Below are 16,889 nucleotides of genomic sequence, written 5' to 3'. Positions count from 1 at the left end.
CGGTATAAAATACCACACCGACAGGCAGAGCCATCATAGCCGGCCATAAAATATCGATAAGGTTAGATAAAATTACGGAGATAGAGATGACCACATATTAGCGCGACGGGTGTCCTATGAAGCATCAACGATTACTTACCCTATGCGGCCTTATTCTGCTCGCCTTCTGCGCGGTGGAAGGAGCAGCGGCCCTCGACATCTCAATTACCCCCGACCATATCGAGAGCGGCGATACCGTTACGATCAACGCTGCCGGTCTTGCGAACGGCAGCACATTCGCGCTCCGGATGGAGGCCACGGTCGGCCTCGAAGGCCAGGACGAGTTCAGTTTCGAGGCCACCAACGTGAACATCCCCTTCTCGCTCAATAGTCCCGTCGTACGGATTCGCGCCGAACCGGCGACGCGTGCCGGACTCCGAGTACAGACCGGCGGCACTGCAAAAAGCATAGAAGCGTTCGATAATGACGACGGTGTCGTGAACCCCGATCCGCAGGGGCTCGAAAATATTAAAGGCGGTTCCGTAGACCTGCTCCGCGCCTACGGCGATGCCGTATCCGGGTCGGAGAGTGTCGATTTCTCACTCGAACTCTCCGGGACGAAGATGGGTCCTGATAACTCGCAGATAACCTTCGATCTCGCGGGGATCGACCAGGGAACGGCACGGATCGTCATCCTCGTCAACGGCAACGAAGAAGTGAATAAGAATATCATCATCGGCGAGGTGCCGACGGCGACACCGACACAGACGCCCACGGCATCCCCGACCGCCACCACCTTGCCCGGGAGCAGCGGTTCAACGGGTGCACCGTCCGGCAGCATACCGACGACCACCCCTGAACCGTCCAACAGCATTTCTGCGGGATCGCTCGACGGTGTCGCCGGGATCATCGTCGCCCGCGATGCGATCACCGGGGTAAACCCGGAGAGCCTCGCCATCATCGAGTCAAGCCCGATGAGCGTCCCCGCCGACTGGCAGGTCATCGCGGGAACCTACGTCGTCTCGCCCGCAGCGGCACGGTTCAGCCCCGCCGCAACACTCTCCCTCCGCCTGAACGGTGAAGCGGCCACTCCGTTCCTTGCGGCGTACGCAAGCGGCACCTGGACGATCGTCCCGAGCCGTATCGAAGGGAACGCCATCGTTGCCGATATCACCGCCCCCGGGCAGTTCGCCCTCATGACCTTTGCCAGCGAGGCGACGGTGACCCCGGACGTGGAGAGCCCCACAGTCATCCCTGCCTCCGGCGAGACGACGCCGGTGACCGGGACGCCGACCCAGAAGGCAGGACCTGACGCCTGGTTCCTCGGCATGCTCTCGCTTGCGGCGATCGCCGGCGGGGCACTGCTGGTAGCCCGGAAGAGGCAGTAACCTTCCCGGGCAAGAGCCCGGGATCATCTCCTTCACTTTTTTTCGAGGGCGCACCACAGAGCGCCGGGTCGTACCGATGAGTCCGACCTTTGCTCCGGCACGACGTCATGCTAAGCCCCATGCATCCGGGGGATAACACAGATTTTTAAAAGAAGAGGTTTCGCGGCATTTATGCGGAAGGAACAATTATATATATCGTATCCAAAAAGACACTGTGTCAACGACCGGAACGGGAACAGAACGATGGACAACCATATACAGCGATTACTGGCATTTTCATTCCTTGCGGGAATACTCCTGATACCTGCTCTCGCCATTGCAGCATCCTTCGACGATACGGGCACTCCGGGGCGTGTGATCGTCGGCTACAAAACGCCGTCTCCGGTACGCCTGCAGGTTGCAGCAGTGTCCTCTTCCGATCCGATACCCGAAGAGATCGCCGGTGCGGCGGTGGTCGAGACCTGCGAACCGCTGAATGCCGTCATCTATGCGGTGAACGATACCAACCGGTTTATCGCCGGGATGGCGGCCCGGGAGGACGTGGCATTCGTCGAACCGGACTATCCCGTATACGCCTGCACTCCGGCATCGTTCCTTCCAAACGATCCCTACTATTCCCTCCAGTGGGGGCCTGCCGCCATCAGGGCCGACGAGGCATGGAACCTCGAGCAGGGCGACGCGAGCGTCATCATAGCCATCGTGGATTCCGGAGTCGACTATACCCACCCCGACCTTGCAGCAAACTACCTGGCAGGCGGGTATGACTGGGTGAACGGCGACGCCGATCCACGGGACGATAACGGCCACGGCACCCATTGCGCCGGTATCGCCGCCGCGACGATCAACAACAGCGCCGGTGTTGCCGGGATCGCGCAGGTCGGCATTCTTGCCGAGAAGGTGCTCGACGCAGGAGGTGGCGGCTATTCATCCACTGTTGCGAGCGGCATCACCCACGCCGTCGACAATGGTGCGGATATCATCAGTCTCAGCCTCGGGAGCAGCAGCCCGTCCACTACGCTGCAGGAAGCCTGCCAGTATGCGTGGGATAATGGGTGTCTCGTCGTCGCAGCCTCGGGAAACGGGTATCGCAGCCCCGTCCTCTATCCTGCCGCCCTCAGCACGGTGATAGCGGTCGGGTCTCTCGATTCGAATAATGTACTCAGCGACTTCAGCAATTACGGCAGCGAGCAGGAGCTCGTCGTGCCGGGGAGAGGGATCTACTCGACCTGGCCGGGGGGGCAGTACAAAAGCTCCTCGGGAACATCGATGGCAACCCCCTTCGTCGCAGGCGTCTCCGCTCTCGTCAAGTCTCGCTATCCCGATATGACGAATGCAGAGCTCCGCTCTCTCCTCGCGGCCACCGCCGACGATCTCGGCGCGGCCGGAAGGGACTCGTACTACGGCTACGGCAGGGTGGACGCCTTCGAAGCGGTCGTCAGCCGATCGGTTATCACCCTTGCGGAGAGCACGGTGATACCGGCATCCATCCCAAGCCTCGGCGGCGGCACTCCGGGCATCGGGGAGGCCACGACACTGACGGCTACCGTCACCGGCGACAACCCGATCGCAACCGTGACAATCGATCTCTCCCCGCTCGGCGGCGCACCCGCCGTAGCAATGAACCGGAGCACGGGGGCGACCTGGGTGCTGAACGTCTCGAGCAGCGTACCCTCCCCGTACATCGACGGAGCCTACCGGCCGTTCGACCTTGCCCTCACCGCAACCGACACCTATGGCTGTACGAACACGTCAGCCACGATACCGCTGCTCGTGATCAGGAACGGCGACGTCACCAGGGACAACCGGGTGACCCTCTACGACGCCCTGTACACCGCACGGCATCTCCTCGGAACCGAGGGATATGAGAATATCGATACGAACATCGCCGACGTCACGAACGACGGAACGGTCGGCATGCCCGACGCCATGTACCTGGCAAAGCACGTGCTCAGCGTACCGGGCTTTCTGGAATTGCACTAATCCTGGTGAACTATGATGAAGAGATGGCAATGGATACTGGTTATCGTCTGCCTGGCATACGCAACGGTTGCGGTGCAGGCCATACCTACGGTATCGATTCAGGATATCACTCTCAATCCGGGTGAGACGACGGTCGCGGAGGTCTCCGTGACGGGCGCCGAGAACCTCGGAACGATCGCACTCGACCTTGCGTACAACCCTGCGGTCGTGCAGGTGACCGGGGTGAGCGGTGGGAGTTTCGATACCGGGCCGCTTTCGAACTACAATAACTCGCTCGGAACCGCCCGGATAGGTGCTTTCCAGATCCAGAGCCCCGGACTTGAAGGAGCGGCGACGGTCTGCGAGATCGGGATCGAGGCGGTAGGGGCTGCAGGTGCCTCCACGTCACTCACGATTGTCTCGGCGACCCTGACCGATGCCACGCCCACCGGAGCAGAGATCGAGGCCTCTCTTCGGAGCGGGCAGATACATATTGCCGGAACGCCGACGCCTACCCCCGATAGCGGCGGAAGCGACCCCGAGCCAACGGCGACACCGCACGCGGCGCTCGTCACGGAGAGCCTCCGTGACAGAATGGACCGCACAGGAGCTTCCGAGGGGATACCGGTTGTGGTGACCGGAGAGGTCGCAGCACTCATCGAGTATCTCGAGACCGCGGGTATCGAGTATACCCTTTCTGAGAGCCCGAACACGGTAACCTGCACGGTGCCGACGGCGACGATCACCGATCTTGCGAAGCAGACGTTCGTTGCCGTCATCGACCTTAGCGGAGCATCGGGTACGGCCACCCCGACACCCGAACCGACGTCTCTCTCCGCTGCAGCGTCGGGAGCGGCAGAGGTGTCCACGCCGACGGCGACAGCAGCGAGCACGACAGTGGTAACGCCGTCGTTTACGGCAATACGTACCACGGAGAGCCCGGCAACTCCGGCGAGCACCGCTGCGCCCGGTTTCTCGATCTGGCTTGCACTCGCCGGTGTGCTCCTGATCTCAATACTCCGGCGGTGAGACGAACCATGCAGACCCCGGCTCCAGGAACCAGGCAGAAACGGCACCGGTTCCCGGCAGGGGCGGCGAACGGCGACGAGGCCTTTACGGGTCTTGAGGCGGCGATCATCCTCATCGCTTTTATCGTCGTCGCCTCGGTCTTCTCCTTCGTCGTCCTCGGCAGCGGTTTTTTTGCAACCCAGAAGAGCCAGGAGGTCATCCACGCCGGTATCGAGCAGTCGGGAAACGCGCTCGCCCTCGGCGGGACGGTGGTCTGCCAGGGCGATCCGTCCGGAGGGAAGGTAGGCAAGGTCGAGATCAACCTCGAGACCGCCAGCAAAGGGACCGGCGTCGATATGACCCGGGTGTCCTACCGGATAGCGCTCCATGATGTTCTCCTGACAATCCCTCCCGGGGATCCGAAGATAGAAGAGATAGTCTGGCGATACCGCAAAGACTCCAATACTATCCTCGAGGCGGGAGAACTTGTTGCGGTCAAACTCGATCTCAGTACCGCAAATATCGCCGAAGGGGATACCTTCACTGTCGAGATCATCCCCGATACGGGAGTCGCCCTTGCGCTGACACGGACAGCCCCACCCGATATAACGGCAAACGACTACTATGAACTGATCTGAACAGGAGATGATGGGATGTGCGATAGGGATGATGGCTTCACCGGGCTTGAGGCCGCCATCATCCTCATCGCGTTTGTCGTCGTCGCATCCGTCTTCTCCTATATGGTGCTCGGCACCGGGTTTATCGCCATCCAGAATACCCAGCAGGTCGTGCACGACGAGGTGCAGCAGGCGAGCTCGAGCCTGAAGGCCACGGGATCGATCTACGGATTCAGCCAGGATGGCGTCCATGTGCAGAGGATCTGCATCCCGGTCGGCCTCGCCGCGGGAGGGGGAGCCGTCGATATCAGCACGGCAGCCGTCCGGTTCCTCAGCCGGAACCATAAACGTGACCTGACGCAGGAAGTCCCGTTGATGCATACGATCCCGCCCATCGGTTCCAGCAAGTGGAGCGTCGGAGAGACCTTCAACGACGATGGTGACAGCATGCTCGAACCGGGCGAGGAGTTCCAGATCTACGTCGCGCCGTTATTCGTCAGCGACCTCGTCGCCAACGGTGAGTTTACCGTCGAGATAAAGCCTGCCGGCGCCGGCGCTCTCCGGGTGGAGAGGCACCTCCCCGCCGCCATCGATCCCGTCACTCGCATACCGTAGCAGGGCGCCGCCGGAGCAGCACCGCCCCGCCGAAACCGACGGCCATAAGGAGGAGGTTCGTCTCCGGAGTCTCGCCGACCATGAACACCTCACTCGTGCTTCCGGTCATGAGGAGGAGCATTGCGGCGGATCCGAGCCCCGCAAGAAGCGGAGCGAGCAGGGGAACTGCACTCCGGGCGGCGACAACCGGTCGTGACCCGAGGCGGCGCTCCACCACATCCCGGTAGGCGAGCACCAGAAGGACGGCGGAGACTGCGGCAAAGACCCACTCGGAGAGAGAGGCAAGCTCGCTCCAGAGGGCGAATGCAAAGAAGTCGGGGAAGTCGCCCGCCTGGTAGGGCCCAAAGAGCGGATAGAACCAGCTGACGGGAACCTCCCACATCGCGTCGAGGATCTGGTGCGAGAGGATGCCGAGCGCGAGGGCGAGGAGAACAAAAGAATGCCTCTTTCGCCAGAGCAGAATCCCTGCAAGGAGGAGAAAGAGAACGATGAAGAGCCCGTGCATGTAGATCCGTCCGTCGTCGATCGAGTCGGCGAGCAGCAGGTGGCCAAGCGGTTTGTCGATGAGATCGGGGAGGAGCGCGCCAGCGGCGGCGATGGGAAGAAGCCTCCGATCCCGAAAACGATCGGCAAGCAGAAGGCCGATCAGCACGCCGACAAAGAGGTGGCACGCAAGAAACATCGGAGTACTTCTCGTCCGGGGAGATGGAAAAATGTTGAGATGGAGGCTCTGGTGGAGAGGTCTGCAGAGAGCTCGATCCGCTGCCGCAATCAGCCCTGCACAAGAGAAGGGAAGGCTATTAGCCTCAGGCGATCTACCATCTGTCCGGGATACAGAATGCCGTTCTCAGATAGAATAACCATCATCGTCCTCTTTCTCTCGGTGCTCATCGGTTTTGCCTTCGGTTCGTGGGCATCGGCGGTCTGGCCGGGCAACCTCACCTCTCTTGCGGCGACCTTTGCCGGAGTCGTCGTTGCGTACTACGCGATCGCGTTTGTCGCGCGAAAAGCCGGGTTTCCGGTCGAGTGACCGGCCGGATCACCCCTCTTTAGCTGCCCGTGCCGCGGCCGGATTAAACGGGCAGGCCTCGCCGAGACACTCGCGGTTGATCGCGGAGAATGAACACCGGACTGTCGTCCGGACCGGAAGATCGATACCGAACCGCTCCGAAAGGAACGTGACTGCCGCCGTTATCGCAAGCCAGGAGTTCCGCTTGCAGCACCGTGGCCCCCCGTGCCGGGCAATCAGCATCAGGCTCCGTGCGGTCATCTGGTTCGCAAGCGACCATTCCTTCTGCTTCACCGGCGTTGCGCCGGTGATCAGGCTTATGAAGATACCGGTTCCAACGGCGCCCCCGCATGTCCCATGCGTCCCGCAGAAGCCGCCTTTCACCGCTTCCGCCCGATTTTTCGCGATCGGAAGCATCTTCGCCTTCATCTCCGGCTCGCCGGTATGGTTGTAGTATGCCGCAAGGAGGACGGCAGGAACCAGAAAGTGGTGTTCGGGCCCGTGCATCCTGACCGCCGGACTTTGCATCAGCGTGCAGGCGATCGCGAGCGGATCAGTATCGGTCGTCCTCTCGCAGTACCGTTCGATCAGGTCGAGCGCGGAGAGACTGTGGCAGCGATCGCAGATGAAGTGCCCCTCCGGACAGATGACCTCGGCATCCTCCGTCTCACCGCAGTAGGTGCACGTTACCCGGCGCGGTCCGTCGAGGTACACGAGATCCCGGCCGCAGACCAGGCAGCCCGTGGTATGTTCCATGCATGTACCTGGCTCACGCACCCATATAAATAGTATTTTCAGAGGTTATACGCGGCTGCCGGTGCTCCGCGTTCCGGAGCGCCGCCGCCGATCGCATCACCGGCACGAAGGCTGCCGGGCTTTACCTCACGCACGAGCCCGTCCTCAACCGAGAGCACCCGGTCTGCGATCGAGAGCAGCGAGAGGCGGTGCGATATGATGATCGTCGTGCGGCGGCGCACGAGCGTCCGCAGCGTCTCCTGCAGTTCGCGCTCGGTCTCCCGGTCAAGGGCAGAGGTGGGCTCGTCGAGGATGAGGATCGGTGCATCCTTGAGGAACGCCCGGGCGATGGCGATCCGCTGCCGCTGGCCGACCGAGAGCCGGGTGCCCCGCTCTCCGACGACGGTCTCGTAGCCGCCCGGAAAACGCGTGATATCATCATGGATACGGGCTTTCTTCGCCGCCTCGATAACCTCGTCCCTCGTGGCCTCCGGTCTGCTGTAGCGGATATTATCCTCGATCGTCGTGTGGAAGAGGAAGAGATCCTGCGAGACGATCGCGATCCGGCGGCGCAGCCACCGTGGATCGATGAGGTCGAGATCGCAGGAGTCAAGGGTGATGGTTCCCGACTGCGGCGCGGCGGCCTTCAGGAGCAGGTTGGCAAGCGTGGTCTTCCCGGCGCCGGTTCTGCCGACGACGGCGACCACATCGCCCGGTTGAACGGTGAAACTGACGTTTTTGAGCACCGGTGCGCCTTCGGTATACGCAAAGGTCACATTCGAGAAGGCGATCCGCCCCTCGACACTCCCGGGAGTAAGGAGTTCGTCCCGCTCGTACTCGGGAGCGAGGCCGAAGATCTCCCGGAGCCTTCCTGCGGACGTGAGGGCTGGCTGGAGCACGACCGGGAACGAGAAGAACGTGTTCACCGTTGCCGCAAAGGTTGCGATGTAGACGATGAACGCTACGAAATCCCCGGGCGTCATCCGTCCCGCGAGCACTTCGGTTCCGCCGAACCAGAAGACTGCGATGAGCATGAGAAACTGAACCGTAAGCCGGACGTACTCGGAGAAGGCCCCGAGCATGGTATTCCGGATCCGGGTATTGATGACGCTCTGCAAGGTGCGGGAGATCCTGCCGACCTCGCGGTCTTCCGCCGCATAGGTCTTGACGGTATCGATGCCGGCGAGCACCTCGGCGAGATCGCGCAGGACGTATGCCTGCCGTTCCCGCTCGCGGTAGGTCACCGCCCTGATGCGGCTGATGAAGAGCGCGTTCACCAGCAGAAAGAGCGGGACGAAAGCGATCACGACCACCGTCAGCCGGGAGCTCAGGCTGAAGAGAATGATGAAGGAGAAGACTACGTAGAGCGTGTTCGAGATCATATTCGGCAGAAACTGGGAGAAGATGTACTGCAGGATCTGCACATCGTCGGAGATCCGCGACATCACATACCCGGTCTGCTGCGTTTTGAAGTAGGAGAGCGGGAACCGGAGGACGTGGTCGAAGAGATCGGTCTGGAGGTTGAACGAGAACCGCTCCCGGAACTGGGCGATGAGGTAGTTCCGGACGACGTCCACGCCGCCCGTAACGATGCCGACCAGGAGCAGGGCTACCGCGAGCCCGGTAAGCGACCCGAGGGCAAGCGATACGGGTGCGGAGAGACCCTCCGGGAGCAGCGACGAGAGCATACCCCCACCTCCGGTTCCGGCACCGCCGGGGAGAATGGTATCGATGAAGAACTTGCTTGAGAGCGGAATGAGCGTCTTTAAGCCCGCGACGACGACCGTGGCAAGGAGGGCGAGAAGGCCAACCTTCCAGATCGGCCGGGCATAGCGGAGGAAGAATGCGAGATCCACGGCTCGAAGCCCCTGGTTCCCCCCGTCGGGAGAGCGGAGTATCTCCCTGACGAACGAGAGCCCGTGGCGGGAGCGCCTGAAAAACCCGGAGTTCCGTATGTCGGCCAGAACAGTTTCCTCCAGAAGAGGCTAACAGTCTCCTGAAGGTATTAAGCCCTGTGGTGACGGCACGGCAAAAAGTGATTATTCAGGATCAGTGAAGAACGGGTCGCCGGCAGAGAGATTATTTGCCGGAGGGCGAGGAATAATGATACGATAGAATCTTCGAGACGGACGGACTGATCATAATGACCTTCGACACGAATGAAACCAATGAATTCGAGTTCATCCGGCAGACCGCCTTCACGCTGGGTGCAAAGGATGCCCGGATTATTCCGGCGTGCGATGTGATTGTGGAGAACCGCGTCCCTCTCAAGTGCAGATCAGGGTGCGTCACCTATGGCAAAAAGCTGACATGCCCGCCGTATGTCCCGACGCCGGATGAATTCCGGAAGATCCTGGGGGAGTACCGGTACGTCCTGCTGGTAAAGTTCCGGTCGGATGCGGAGGTTGATCCCGACGTCGTACGTTCGATCTACAAGTACTGGCTGGATCCGGATTCTCCTCAGGAAAAGAAGGAGAAGGCGGAGCAGTTCTGGAAGGATTACTTCTCCGGAAGCCGTGAGATCCTGCCGGTCATGCTGGAACTCGAGAAGGCCGCGTTCAATGCCGGATACACGCTGGCGCTTGCTCTCGTCAATGGTTCATGCCGGCTCTGCGAGACCTGCAATGTAAAAGGAGGCCTCTGCGTCCATCCGACAATGGCCCGGATGCCCGAGCATGCCGTCGGGATCAATATGAAGAAGACCGCGGAGCTCGCCGGGATGCCGATCACATTCCCCTGCACGGAACATCCGGAGCCGATGGCGCTCCTCCTGATCGACTGATGAATACCCGGCTCGACGGCACCGCAAAAGACCGGAAAGGGGGGAGTTCATCCCCCAAAGAAGATCTTAGAGAGGTCGTAGAGATCCATATCGACGGTCTTTAGCGTGGCGACCGCCTCCTCTATCGGTACCGCCACGATGGCGTCCCCACACAGGGCGGCCATCTTCCCGTAGTTCTTCTCCCGGATCAGCTCGACCGCTTTGACGCCGAACCGGGTGGCGAGAACGCGGTCGTGCGCCGTCGGAGACCCTCCCCGCTGGACGTGGCCGAGAACGGTCACCCGGGTCTCCATGCCGAGCCGCTCTTCAAGCTCCTCGCGAAGGTAATTCCCGACTCCGCCGAGCCGGGCGTGCCCGAACGCATCCGTCTTCTCGGACTGGGTGATGACCCCTTCACCACCGCTCGGTTTTGCCCCTTCGGCCACGACGACGATGCTGAAGAGTTTCCCGCTCTCGTAGCGTGCCCGGAGGTGTTTGCAGACCTCATCAAGGTCGAACGGCACCTCGGGGATGAGGATCTCGTCTGCACCCCCGGCGATCCCCGACATCGTCGCAATCCACCCGGCGTGCCGCCCCATCACCTCAACCACCATGATCCGGTGGTGCGACTCGGCAGTCGTGTGCAGGCGGTCGATGGCTTCGGTCACGATGGCGACGGCCGTATCGAAGCCGAAGGTATAGTCCGTCCCGGAGACGTCGTTGTCGATCGTCTTCGGGACACCGACGACCGGTATGCCCATACCGGAGAGTTTCGATGCCACCCCGAGGGTATCTTCGCCCCCGATCGCAACGATCGCGTCGATACCAAACTTTCTGATATTGTCCTTGAGGCGCTGGAGATCCGCATCTTTCTTGAAGGGATTCGTCCGCGACGTGCCGAGGATCGTACCGCCTTTCGGGAGGATGCCGGTCACCGAGTAGTCGGTGAGCGGTTCGACGTTGCCCTCGACGAGCCCCGCCCAGCCGTCACGGATCCCGAGCGTATCGTAGCCGTATTTGATGCCCGTCCTGACGACCGCCCTGATGACGGCGTTCAGCCCCGGACAGTCGCCCCCACCGGTCAGTACGCCTATCGTCGCCATTGCTACCGCCCCTGGTAGATCGCGAGCGCCGTATCGACGCTTGCATCGTCGAGCGTGATGGCGGAGATCGCGTTGCACATTCGGACCGCTTCGTCGAGACCGAGCTGGTGGATGTTCCGTCCGGTCGCGTTCCCCGCCGCACCGCCGAGGTGGATCTGGTCGTGGAGCTGCTGCAGGAACGATTTCGCGTCCGTGCGGGAACCTCCTGCACAGACGACTTTCGTCCGCCCGGAAGCAAGCGTCGCCTCTTTGAGGAGCCTCGAGTCGGCAACGCCGTCCCGCTGCGGGGCGTTCACCTTCGCGAAGTCGGTGCCGAGCGCCGCCGCCACTCCCGCCGCTCCGGCGATCAGGTGCGGATCCTTCTCATTCGGAACCGCTTTTCCGCGGGGGTACATCCAGAGCACGGTAAGGAGGCCGTGCTGATGAGCCCGGTGAACGATCTGCGCCGCCTGGTAGAGCATCACGGCCTCGTAATCGCTGCCGAGGTAGACAGTGTATCCGACACCCATGATATCGAGACCCGCCCGGTCGCGAAGATCGATGGCCTGCTGGACGTGGTGTAGTTCCGAGCTCAGCGGATCGCGCTGAGCGGTCTTGACGAGGTCGGTCTTGGAGTTGAGCTTGACGAGGTAGGGCAGATCCGCATAGTCGCTGCCATAACGGGCGATCAATCCAAGCTGGGTCGCAAATACACCGATCCGTGCATGTTTGGCGATGCGGAAGAGATGCTCCGGCCCGGCGTCGTCGGGGGATATTCCTTCCCCGTAGAAATCGGCGTTGAGATGCTCGATCTTCTGGTCTCCGGCAAAGAGCATCAGGTTCCCGGTCCCGTGGGTCATTCTCCGGTAATTCTCCCGGTAGGTCTCGGCTGCCTCCTTCGGCACATCGAGGGGAATGATGATCTCGGATTCTGCTGGCATACCCCCACTCCTCGCTCCCATCTACTTAAGTGTTGCTCACCGGCAGAGAGCGGTGAGGGAGAAGCGGCAGTATACACGGGGGATCCCGAAATGCGGTAAAAGAGAGGTGCGGCCGGGTATCATTATTCCGTTACATCGAGATCGATCTCGATACCGCCCGTCGCCCTCGAGGCGATGTTATAGATGAAGGCGAGGACTGCACCGGTGACGAACCCGAGGAGAGCCATGGCAAGAACAACCAGCACGACGACCCCGACGGAAAAGCCAATCGTCCCGATAGCCCCATAGCCTGGTGCACCGAGCCACGCCGTCTTTCCACCCGCCCCGACCGCAGCGAGAAGCCCGATGACCACGCCGTACATCGCCGCGAGCACCGCCGTGAACTTTGCAACCGAGATGATACCGAACCTTTTGATATACGTTTTCTTCAGCATTGCTCGTCCCGTAGCAGGTATGCCGGGAAACGATTTATGTACAGCGTTTTTTGGGAGCAAAGAGAGGTTTTTTTCGGAACTTCAAGTCATAAGACCTAAATATCTGATTCCAGATATGTTCCTGTTATGGAAAGGAAGGTTTTAGGTGCACTCTGTGCGTGCATCCTCATGCTGGTCGTCGGGATTGCCGGCTGTACCGGAACAGAAACCCCGACAACGACCGACACGGGAGCCAAACAGACGTACATCATCGGTATCGATGCCGAGTATCCACCCTACTCGTACCTCGACAAGGACGGCAACGCGATCGGCTTTGATGTCGACTCCGCAAAGTGGATCGCCGAGCAGCAGGGCTTCGAGGTGAAATTCCAGCCGACGGCATGGGACGGCATCATCCCCGCACTCCAGGCAGGGAAGATCGATATGGTCTACTCCGGGATGACCATCACCGACGAGCGGAAAGAGAAGGTCAACTTCAGCATCCCCTACTGGCAGGTGAACCAGACCGTGGCGATCCATAACGACACAGCGGTCACCATGGACAACTTCTACGCCGGCACCCTGATCGTCGGCGCTCAGCGCGGAACAACCGGCCAGATCTGGGTCGAGGAGAACCTGATCGACTCCGGCAAGATGCCGTCGGAGAACTTAAAGCTCTACGACAGCTTCCCGCTCGTTGCCGCCGACCTGCAGAACAAGCGGATTGACGCCGCCATCTATGACAAGCCCCCGATGCTCGACGCCATCGCAGACAAGCCGGCGCATATCATCGGCGAGATCGACACCGGCGAGGTCTACGGCATCGCCATCCGCAAGACCGACACGGAACTCCTCGAAACGATGAACGAGGGGCTCACAAAACTGATGGCCGATCCCTACTGGGAGGAGCTCAAGACCACCTGGGATATGTAGACGAGCATTCGCTCAACCCTTTTTAAAGGGAAGGAAATGAAATTAACAAATTTTATTTCCTTTCCACCGGAATTGTTAGTTAATCAATCGATACCTGCCCACCCCCATGCACCTTCGGTGCCGGGAAGGAGGGGAGGTAACGCTCTTTCAGGGATACCACACATGGATATTTTGCCAATACTCATCGACTGGGCTCCGTATCTCCTCGGTGGCGTCCTGGTGACGCTGGGACTTGTCCTGAGTGCACTCGGGCTTGGGGTCGCCATGGGACTTCCGATGGCGCTCGGGCAGGTCTACGGCTCGCGCCCGCTGCGATGGGTCATCGGCATCTACGTCTGGTTCTTCAGAGGGCTCCCTATCCTCGTCCTCCTCTTCCTCTTCTACTTCGGCATCTTCCCGGCTCTCGGACTCGATGACCTCCCGGCGTTCGTCGTCGGCGCGGTGGTGCTCGGCCTTCGTGGAGCCGCCTACCAGTCGCAGATCTTCCGGGGAGCCATCCAGTCGATCAGCGAAGGGCAGATGATCGCGGCACGCTCGCTCGGGATGAGCAGGCTGACCGCTATCCGCTCGATCATCCTGCCGCAGTCGGTGCGAATCGCCCTTCCCGGGTGGTCGAACGAGTACCCGAACATCCTGACCGACTCCGCGATCTGCTATGCCATCGGGGTTGCGGAGCTCCTCACCCGGGCATCGCAGATCGTCTCGCAGACCCATGTAACGATGCCGATCTACATAGCAACCGCCGGGGTCTTCATACTCCTCAACTACGGCGGCATGAGAATTCTGCACCGGCTGGAGAAGAGAATAGCAATACCGGGCTTCGGGTCCGGAGCGGTGTAACGATGAACACGAACAACTACATTCTGAACGTGGAGGACATTCACAAGTCTTTCGGGAACAACGAGGTTCTCCGCGGCGTTTCGTTCAATGTCAGGAAAGGGGACACCAAAGTCTTCATCGGCCCTTCCGGAACCGGGAAGAGCACTCTGCTGCGGTGCATCAACCAGCTGACCCTTCCCGACAAAGGAAGGGTCTGGCTGCACGGCGAGGAGGTCACGAACTCCGGGGCGCGGATCAACCACTTCCGCCAGAAGATCGGGATGGTCTTCCAGAACTTCTTCCTCTTCGACCACCTCACCGCGGTCCGGAACGTCGAGGTTGCACTCCTGAAGGTGAAGGGGATGGGCAAGGAAGAGGCACGCGAAAAGGCGCTCTACGAACTCCGCCAGGTCGGGATGGAGGACTGGGCCGACCACTATCCCGCCGAACTTTCCGGAGGCCAGGCGCAGCGTGTCTCGATCGCCCGTGCGCTCGCCATGGACCCGGACGTCATCCTCTTCGACGAACCCACCTCGGCGCTCGACCCGGAGCTGACGCGGGAGGTGCTCGAAGTGATGAAGAAACTCGCGCAGCAGGGAATGACGATGCTTGTGGTCACGCACGAGATGGGCTTTGCCTGTTCGGTGGCGACAGAGATCCTCTTCATGGAGAACGGTCTCATCGCAGAACAGGGATCGCCGGAGATGCTGCTCTCCGACCCGCAGTATACCCGGACCAGGAACTTCCTCGGCCAGCTCGCCGACTGATAAGGAACAGAAAGCATGGATCAGATAACCTTCCTCACCGAGATCCTCCTCCCGGCACTGATGAGCGGGCTCATCGTCACGTTGCAGCTCATCGCGTTCTCCGCACCGTTCGGCCTCCTGCTCGGGATCGGGGTTGCGGTGGGAAGGCAGTACGGAGGGAGCATCCTCTCCCCGGTCTGCAAGGTCTTCGTCTACCTGATCAAGGGAACCCCCCTGCTGCTGCTGCTCATCATCCTCTACTTCGGTCTCCCGTCGATCGGGATCACGTTCTCTGCGTTCACCGCATCGGTGATCGGATTCATCCTCTGCAACGGCGCGTACAACTCGGAGTACATCCGGGGTGCGATCCTCTCGATCAAAGACGGGCAGATGGTCGCGGCACAGGCGCTCGGAATGACGCGGATGCAGGCGATCCGGAATATCGTCCTCCCGCAGGCGCTCATAAGAGCCATTCCGGGCTTATCGAACGAGTTCATCTACCTGATCAAGTACTCGTCCCTCGCGTACATGCTGACGGTGATCGAGCTCTCCGGTGCGGGAAAACTCGTCGCAACCAAGTATTTTGCGTATACCGAGAGTTTCATGATCGTCGGTATCGTCTATCTCGGCCTTGTGACGATCACGACGGTCGCCGTGAACCTGCTTGAAAAACAGCTCGCCGTTCCCGGCATGACCCGGCGGGAGAGCTCCGCCCTGCAGCTCTAGAACGCCGTTCTTTTTTTCACCGGTGCGTGTGCCGGTGATGGATATCGGGCCGGTGCGGGTGATCGTGCTCGAGCGGATCGTGCCGGTGGCTATGGGAGTGATCGCCCGCCGGCGTGAGCGGAGGGTCCCCGGGAGCGTGTGCATGGTCGTGGTGGCGATCGTCGTGCCGGTGCCGGTGTTCGTGCACCAGTGCCGGATGATGATGCAGGTGCACGTGGTTTTCGGAGCAGAGCAGCCAGACGCCGAGCGCCATAAGGGGCGCAGCAGCGAATAAGAGGATCTCCGGAAGCTCGGGAAAAACGGCGAACGAGAAGATCACGCCGAAGAGCGGGGCGATTGCAAGGAGGGACCCTGCCCGTGCCGTCCCCATCCCCCGGAGCGCGAGGAGAAAAAGCACGCTCACAAGCCCGCCGTAGCTCACAAACCCAAAGAGCATGGCAACCGATGCGGTCGTCAGGTCAGGCAGCCTCTCCCCGAGCATGAACGCCAGGGCGAGGGTGATCGCGGCGGCAGCGATCCCCTTGACGGCGATCACCTGGAAAGGATCCCGGCCGGAGAGCCTCTGGCCGAGGTTGTTGTCGAGCGCCCAGAGAACGCAGGTGGCGAGGATCCCGAGCGCAGGGAGGGAAAAACCGAGCACGGCGCCCGGATCCCATGAGAGCACCACACAGGAGAGGGTGATGCATGCCATCGCCGCCCAGATCCGGCGGCCGACCGGTTCGGCAAAGATGAGTGCGGCGATCAGGGTGGTCGCCACGGCCTCGAAGTTCAGCAGCACTGCCGCCGTTGCCGCAGGCACGCTTTCGAGGCTGACCATAAGCAGAACCGGAGCCACGACGCCGCCCGAGATGATCACCCCGAAAAGCCAGGGGAGATCGCCACGCCGGAGAGGTGCCTCGGTATGCCGCCGGTCTCTCCCGCGGGCCGCCTGAACGCCGCCGATCAGGAAGACGCCAAGGCCGCTGCCGAGATAGAGCAGGGCCGCCAGCGTTATCGGATCGACTTCTCCGAGCAGCAGCTTCGCAAGAGGTGCGGCGAGGCCGATGAGCGCAGCAGCCAGAAGAGCAGCTGCTATCGGTCTGTTGTCGTGTGAATGCATGGTATCCCAAAAAGACCGGCAGAGAGTAAAGAGAAGAGAGAGGGGGTGCCTGATAGGGA

18 protein-coding genes are annotated in these 16,889 nt (G+C 61.1%); 11 read left to right on the top strand and 7 right to left on the bottom strand.

All coding sequences use genetic code 11. The features are described from left to right. Positions 1-116 precede the first annotated feature (116 nt). The 5 genes from ABH15_RS07990 (at position 117) to ABH15_RS07970 (ending at position 5,566) form a co-directional block, all read left to right on the top strand. Complete coding sequence (locus ABH15_RS07990; RefSeq protein ID WP_128693830.1) at positions 117-1,367, top strand: hypothetical protein; 1,251 nt, start codon at positions 117-119, stop codon at positions 1,365-1,367. 243 nt (positions 1,368-1,610) lie between these two features. Next, on the top strand, positions 1,611-3,347 hold the full coding sequence (locus tag ABH15_RS07985; protein WP_164913673.1) for a S8 family serine peptidase: 1,737 nt from the start codon (positions 1,611-1,613) through the stop codon (positions 3,345-3,347). Between the two features lie 15 nt (positions 3,348-3,362). Further along, on the top strand, positions 3,363-4,355 hold the full coding sequence (locus tag ABH15_RS07980; RefSeq protein ID WP_164913672.1) for a cohesin domain-containing protein: 993 nt from the start codon (positions 3,363-3,365) through the stop codon (positions 4,353-4,355). An 8-nt stretch (positions 4,356-4,363) separates the two neighbouring features. Then, positions 4,364-4,972 carry an archaellin/type IV pilin N-terminal domain-containing protein gene (locus ABH15_RS07975; RefSeq protein WP_128693827.1) on the top strand — a complete coding sequence of 203 codons (609 nt, stop codon included), beginning with the start codon at positions 4,364-4,366 and terminating at the stop codon, positions 4,970-4,972. Positions 4,973-4,987: 15 nt separating this feature from the next. After that, on the top strand, positions 4,988-5,566 hold the full coding sequence (locus tag ABH15_RS07970) for an archaellin/type IV pilin N-terminal domain-containing protein (RefSeq protein WP_128693826.1): 579 nt from the start codon (positions 4,988-4,990) through the stop codon (positions 5,564-5,566). Here the strand turns inward: ABH15_RS07970 and ABH15_RS07965 are convergent. After that, positions 5,550-6,248, bottom strand: a complete 699-nt coding sequence (locus ABH15_RS07965) for a metal-dependent hydrolase (RefSeq protein ID WP_128693825.1) — start codon at positions 6,246-6,248, stop codon at positions 5,550-5,552. The two genes, ABH15_RS07970 and ABH15_RS07965, sit on opposite strands and share 17 nt — an antisense overlap. A 156-nt stretch (positions 6,249-6,404) precedes the next feature. On the opposite strand from ABH15_RS07965, the gene ABH15_RS07960 reads away from it, so the two are divergent. Then, positions 6,405-6,596: a hypothetical protein gene (locus ABH15_RS07960; RefSeq protein ID WP_128693824.1), complete on the top strand. Its 192-nt coding sequence runs from the start codon at positions 6,405-6,407 to the stop codon at positions 6,594-6,596. A 9-nt stretch (positions 6,597-6,605) separates the two neighbouring features. On the opposite strand, the gene ABH15_RS07955 is transcribed toward ABH15_RS07960, so the two are convergent. Next, positions 6,606-7,331, bottom strand: coding sequence for a DUF5714 domain-containing protein (locus ABH15_RS07955; RefSeq protein ID WP_128693823.1), 726 nt, complete (start codon positions 7,329-7,331; stop codon positions 6,606-6,608). Positions 7,332-7,369: 38 nt separating this feature from the next. Then, positions 7,370-9,166, bottom strand: coding sequence for an ABC transporter ATP-binding protein (locus ABH15_RS07950; protein ID WP_241648045.1), 1,797 nt, complete (start codon positions 9,164-9,166; stop codon positions 7,370-7,372). 287 nt (positions 9,167-9,453) lie between these two features. Between ABH15_RS07950 and ABH15_RS07945 the strand changes: the two genes are divergently transcribed. Next, positions 9,454-10,092 carry a DUF2284 domain-containing protein gene (locus tag ABH15_RS07945; protein ID WP_128693821.1) on the top strand — a complete coding sequence of 213 codons (639 nt, stop codon included), beginning with the start codon at positions 9,454-9,456 and terminating at the stop codon, positions 10,090-10,092. A gap of 47 nt (positions 10,093-10,139) precedes the next feature. Here ABH15_RS07945 and ABH15_RS07940 read toward each other — a convergent pair whose 3' ends face one another. From ABH15_RS07940 to ABH15_RS07930, 3 genes are all read right to left on the bottom strand, one after another. Then, positions 10,140-11,174, bottom strand: a complete 1,035-nt coding sequence (locus ABH15_RS07940) for a 6-phosphofructokinase (RefSeq protein WP_128693820.1) — start codon at positions 11,172-11,174, stop codon at positions 10,140-10,142. 2 nt (positions 11,175-11,176) lie between these two features. Further along, entirely contained in the window at positions 11,177-12,094 is a 918-nt protein-coding gene (locus ABH15_RS07935) for an aldolase (RefSeq protein WP_128693819.1), read from the bottom strand. Positions 12,095-12,216: 122 nt separating this feature from the next. Further along, positions 12,217-12,528, bottom strand: a complete 312-nt coding sequence (locus ABH15_RS07930; RefSeq protein ID WP_128693818.1) for a hypothetical protein — start codon at positions 12,526-12,528, stop codon at positions 12,217-12,219. Between the two features lie 126 nt (positions 12,529-12,654). Between ABH15_RS07930 and ABH15_RS07925 the strand changes: the two genes are divergently transcribed. The 4 genes from ABH15_RS07925 (at position 12,655) to ABH15_RS07910 (ending at position 15,731) form a co-directional block, all read left to right on the top strand. Beyond that, positions 12,655-13,440, top strand: coding sequence for a basic amino acid ABC transporter substrate-binding protein (locus tag ABH15_RS07925; RefSeq protein ID WP_128693817.1), 786 nt, complete (start codon positions 12,655-12,657; stop codon positions 13,438-13,440). Between the two features lie 162 nt (positions 13,441-13,602). Beyond that, complete coding sequence (locus ABH15_RS07920; RefSeq protein ID WP_128693816.1) at positions 13,603-14,280, top strand: amino acid ABC transporter permease; 678 nt, start codon at positions 13,603-13,605, stop codon at positions 14,278-14,280. A gap of 2 nt (positions 14,281-14,282) precedes the next feature. After that, complete coding sequence (locus ABH15_RS07915; protein ID WP_128693815.1) at positions 14,283-15,026, top strand: amino acid ABC transporter ATP-binding protein; 744 nt, start codon at positions 14,283-14,285, stop codon at positions 15,024-15,026. A gap of 15 nt (positions 15,027-15,041) precedes the next feature. Next, positions 15,042-15,731: an amino acid ABC transporter permease gene (locus ABH15_RS07910; protein WP_128693814.1), complete on the top strand. Its 690-nt coding sequence runs from the start codon at positions 15,042-15,044 to the stop codon at positions 15,729-15,731. A 16-nt stretch (positions 15,732-15,747) separates the two neighbouring features. Here ABH15_RS07910 and ABH15_RS07905 read toward each other — a convergent pair whose 3' ends face one another. Further along, on the bottom strand, positions 15,748-16,830 hold the full coding sequence (locus ABH15_RS07905; RefSeq protein ID WP_128693813.1) for a DMT family transporter: 1,083 nt from the start codon (positions 16,828-16,830) through the stop codon (positions 15,748-15,750). Between the last annotated feature and the right edge of the window lie 59 nt (positions 16,831-16,889).

The organism is Methanoculleus taiwanensis (assembly GCF_004102725.1).
Lineage (GTDB): Archaea > Halobacteriota > Methanomicrobia > Methanomicrobiales > Methanoculleaceae > Methanoculleus_A > Methanoculleus_A taiwanensis.
This window is presented reverse-complemented; position numbering and strand designations above follow the sequence as displayed.

Excerpts from the sequence above, each read along its gene's own strand:
- ABH15_RS07975 (WP_128693827.1), top strand. The coding sequence starts at position 4,364 with ATGCAGACCCCGGCTCCAGGAACCAGGCAGAAACGGCACCGGTTCCCG.
- ABH15_RS07985 (WP_164913673.1), top strand. The coding sequence starts at position 1,611 with ATGGACAACCATATACAGCGATTACTGGCATTTTCATTCCTTGCGGGA.
- ABH15_RS07920 (WP_128693816.1), top strand. The coding sequence starts at position 13,603 with ATGGATATTTTGCCAATACTCATCGACTGGGCTCCGTATCTCCTCGGT.
- ABH15_RS07905 (WP_128693813.1), bottom strand. The coding sequence starts at position 16,830 with ATGCATTCACACGACAACAGACCGATAGCAGCTGCTCTTCTGGCTGCT.
- ABH15_RS07910 (WP_128693814.1), top strand. The coding sequence starts at position 15,042 with ATGGATCAGATAACCTTCCTCACCGAGATCCTCCTCCCGGCACTGATG.
- ABH15_RS07980 (WP_164913672.1), top strand. The coding sequence starts at position 3,363 with ATGAAGAGATGGCAATGGATACTGGTTATCGTCTGCCTGGCATACGCA.
- ABH15_RS07945 (WP_128693821.1), top strand. The coding sequence starts at position 9,454 with ATGACCTTCGACACGAATGAAACCAATGAATTCGAGTTCATCCGGCAG.
- ABH15_RS07925 (WP_128693817.1), top strand. The coding sequence starts at position 12,655 with ATGGAAAGGAAGGTTTTAGGTGCACTCTGTGCGTGCATCCTCATGCTG.
- ABH15_RS07965 (WP_128693825.1), bottom strand. The coding sequence starts at position 6,248 with ATGTTTCTTGCGTGCCACCTCTTTGTCGGCGTGCTGATCGGCCTTCTG.
- ABH15_RS07970 (WP_128693826.1), top strand. The coding sequence starts at position 4,988 with ATGTGCGATAGGGATGATGGCTTCACCGGGCTTGAGGCCGCCATCATC.
- ABH15_RS07935 (WP_128693819.1), bottom strand. The coding sequence starts at position 12,094 with ATGCCAGCAGAATCCGAGATCATCATTCCCCTCGATGTGCCGAAGGAG.
- ABH15_RS07960 (WP_128693824.1), top strand. The coding sequence starts at position 6,405 with ATGCCGTTCTCAGATAGAATAACCATCATCGTCCTCTTTCTCTCGGTG.
- ABH15_RS07955 (WP_128693823.1), bottom strand. The coding sequence starts at position 7,331 with ATGGAACATACCACGGGCTGCCTGGTCTGCGGCCGGGATCTCGTGTAC.
- ABH15_RS07990 (WP_128693830.1), top strand. The coding sequence starts at position 117 with ATGAAGCATCAACGATTACTTACCCTATGCGGCCTTATTCTGCTCGCC.
- ABH15_RS07915 (WP_128693815.1), top strand. The coding sequence starts at position 14,283 with ATGAACACGAACAACTACATTCTGAACGTGGAGGACATTCACAAGTCT.
- ABH15_RS07930 (WP_128693818.1), bottom strand. The coding sequence starts at position 12,528 with ATGCTGAAGAAAACGTATATCAAAAGGTTCGGTATCATCTCGGTTGCA.
- ABH15_RS07940 (WP_128693820.1), bottom strand. The coding sequence starts at position 11,174 with ATGGCGACGATAGGCGTACTGACCGGTGGGGGCGACTGTCCGGGGCTG.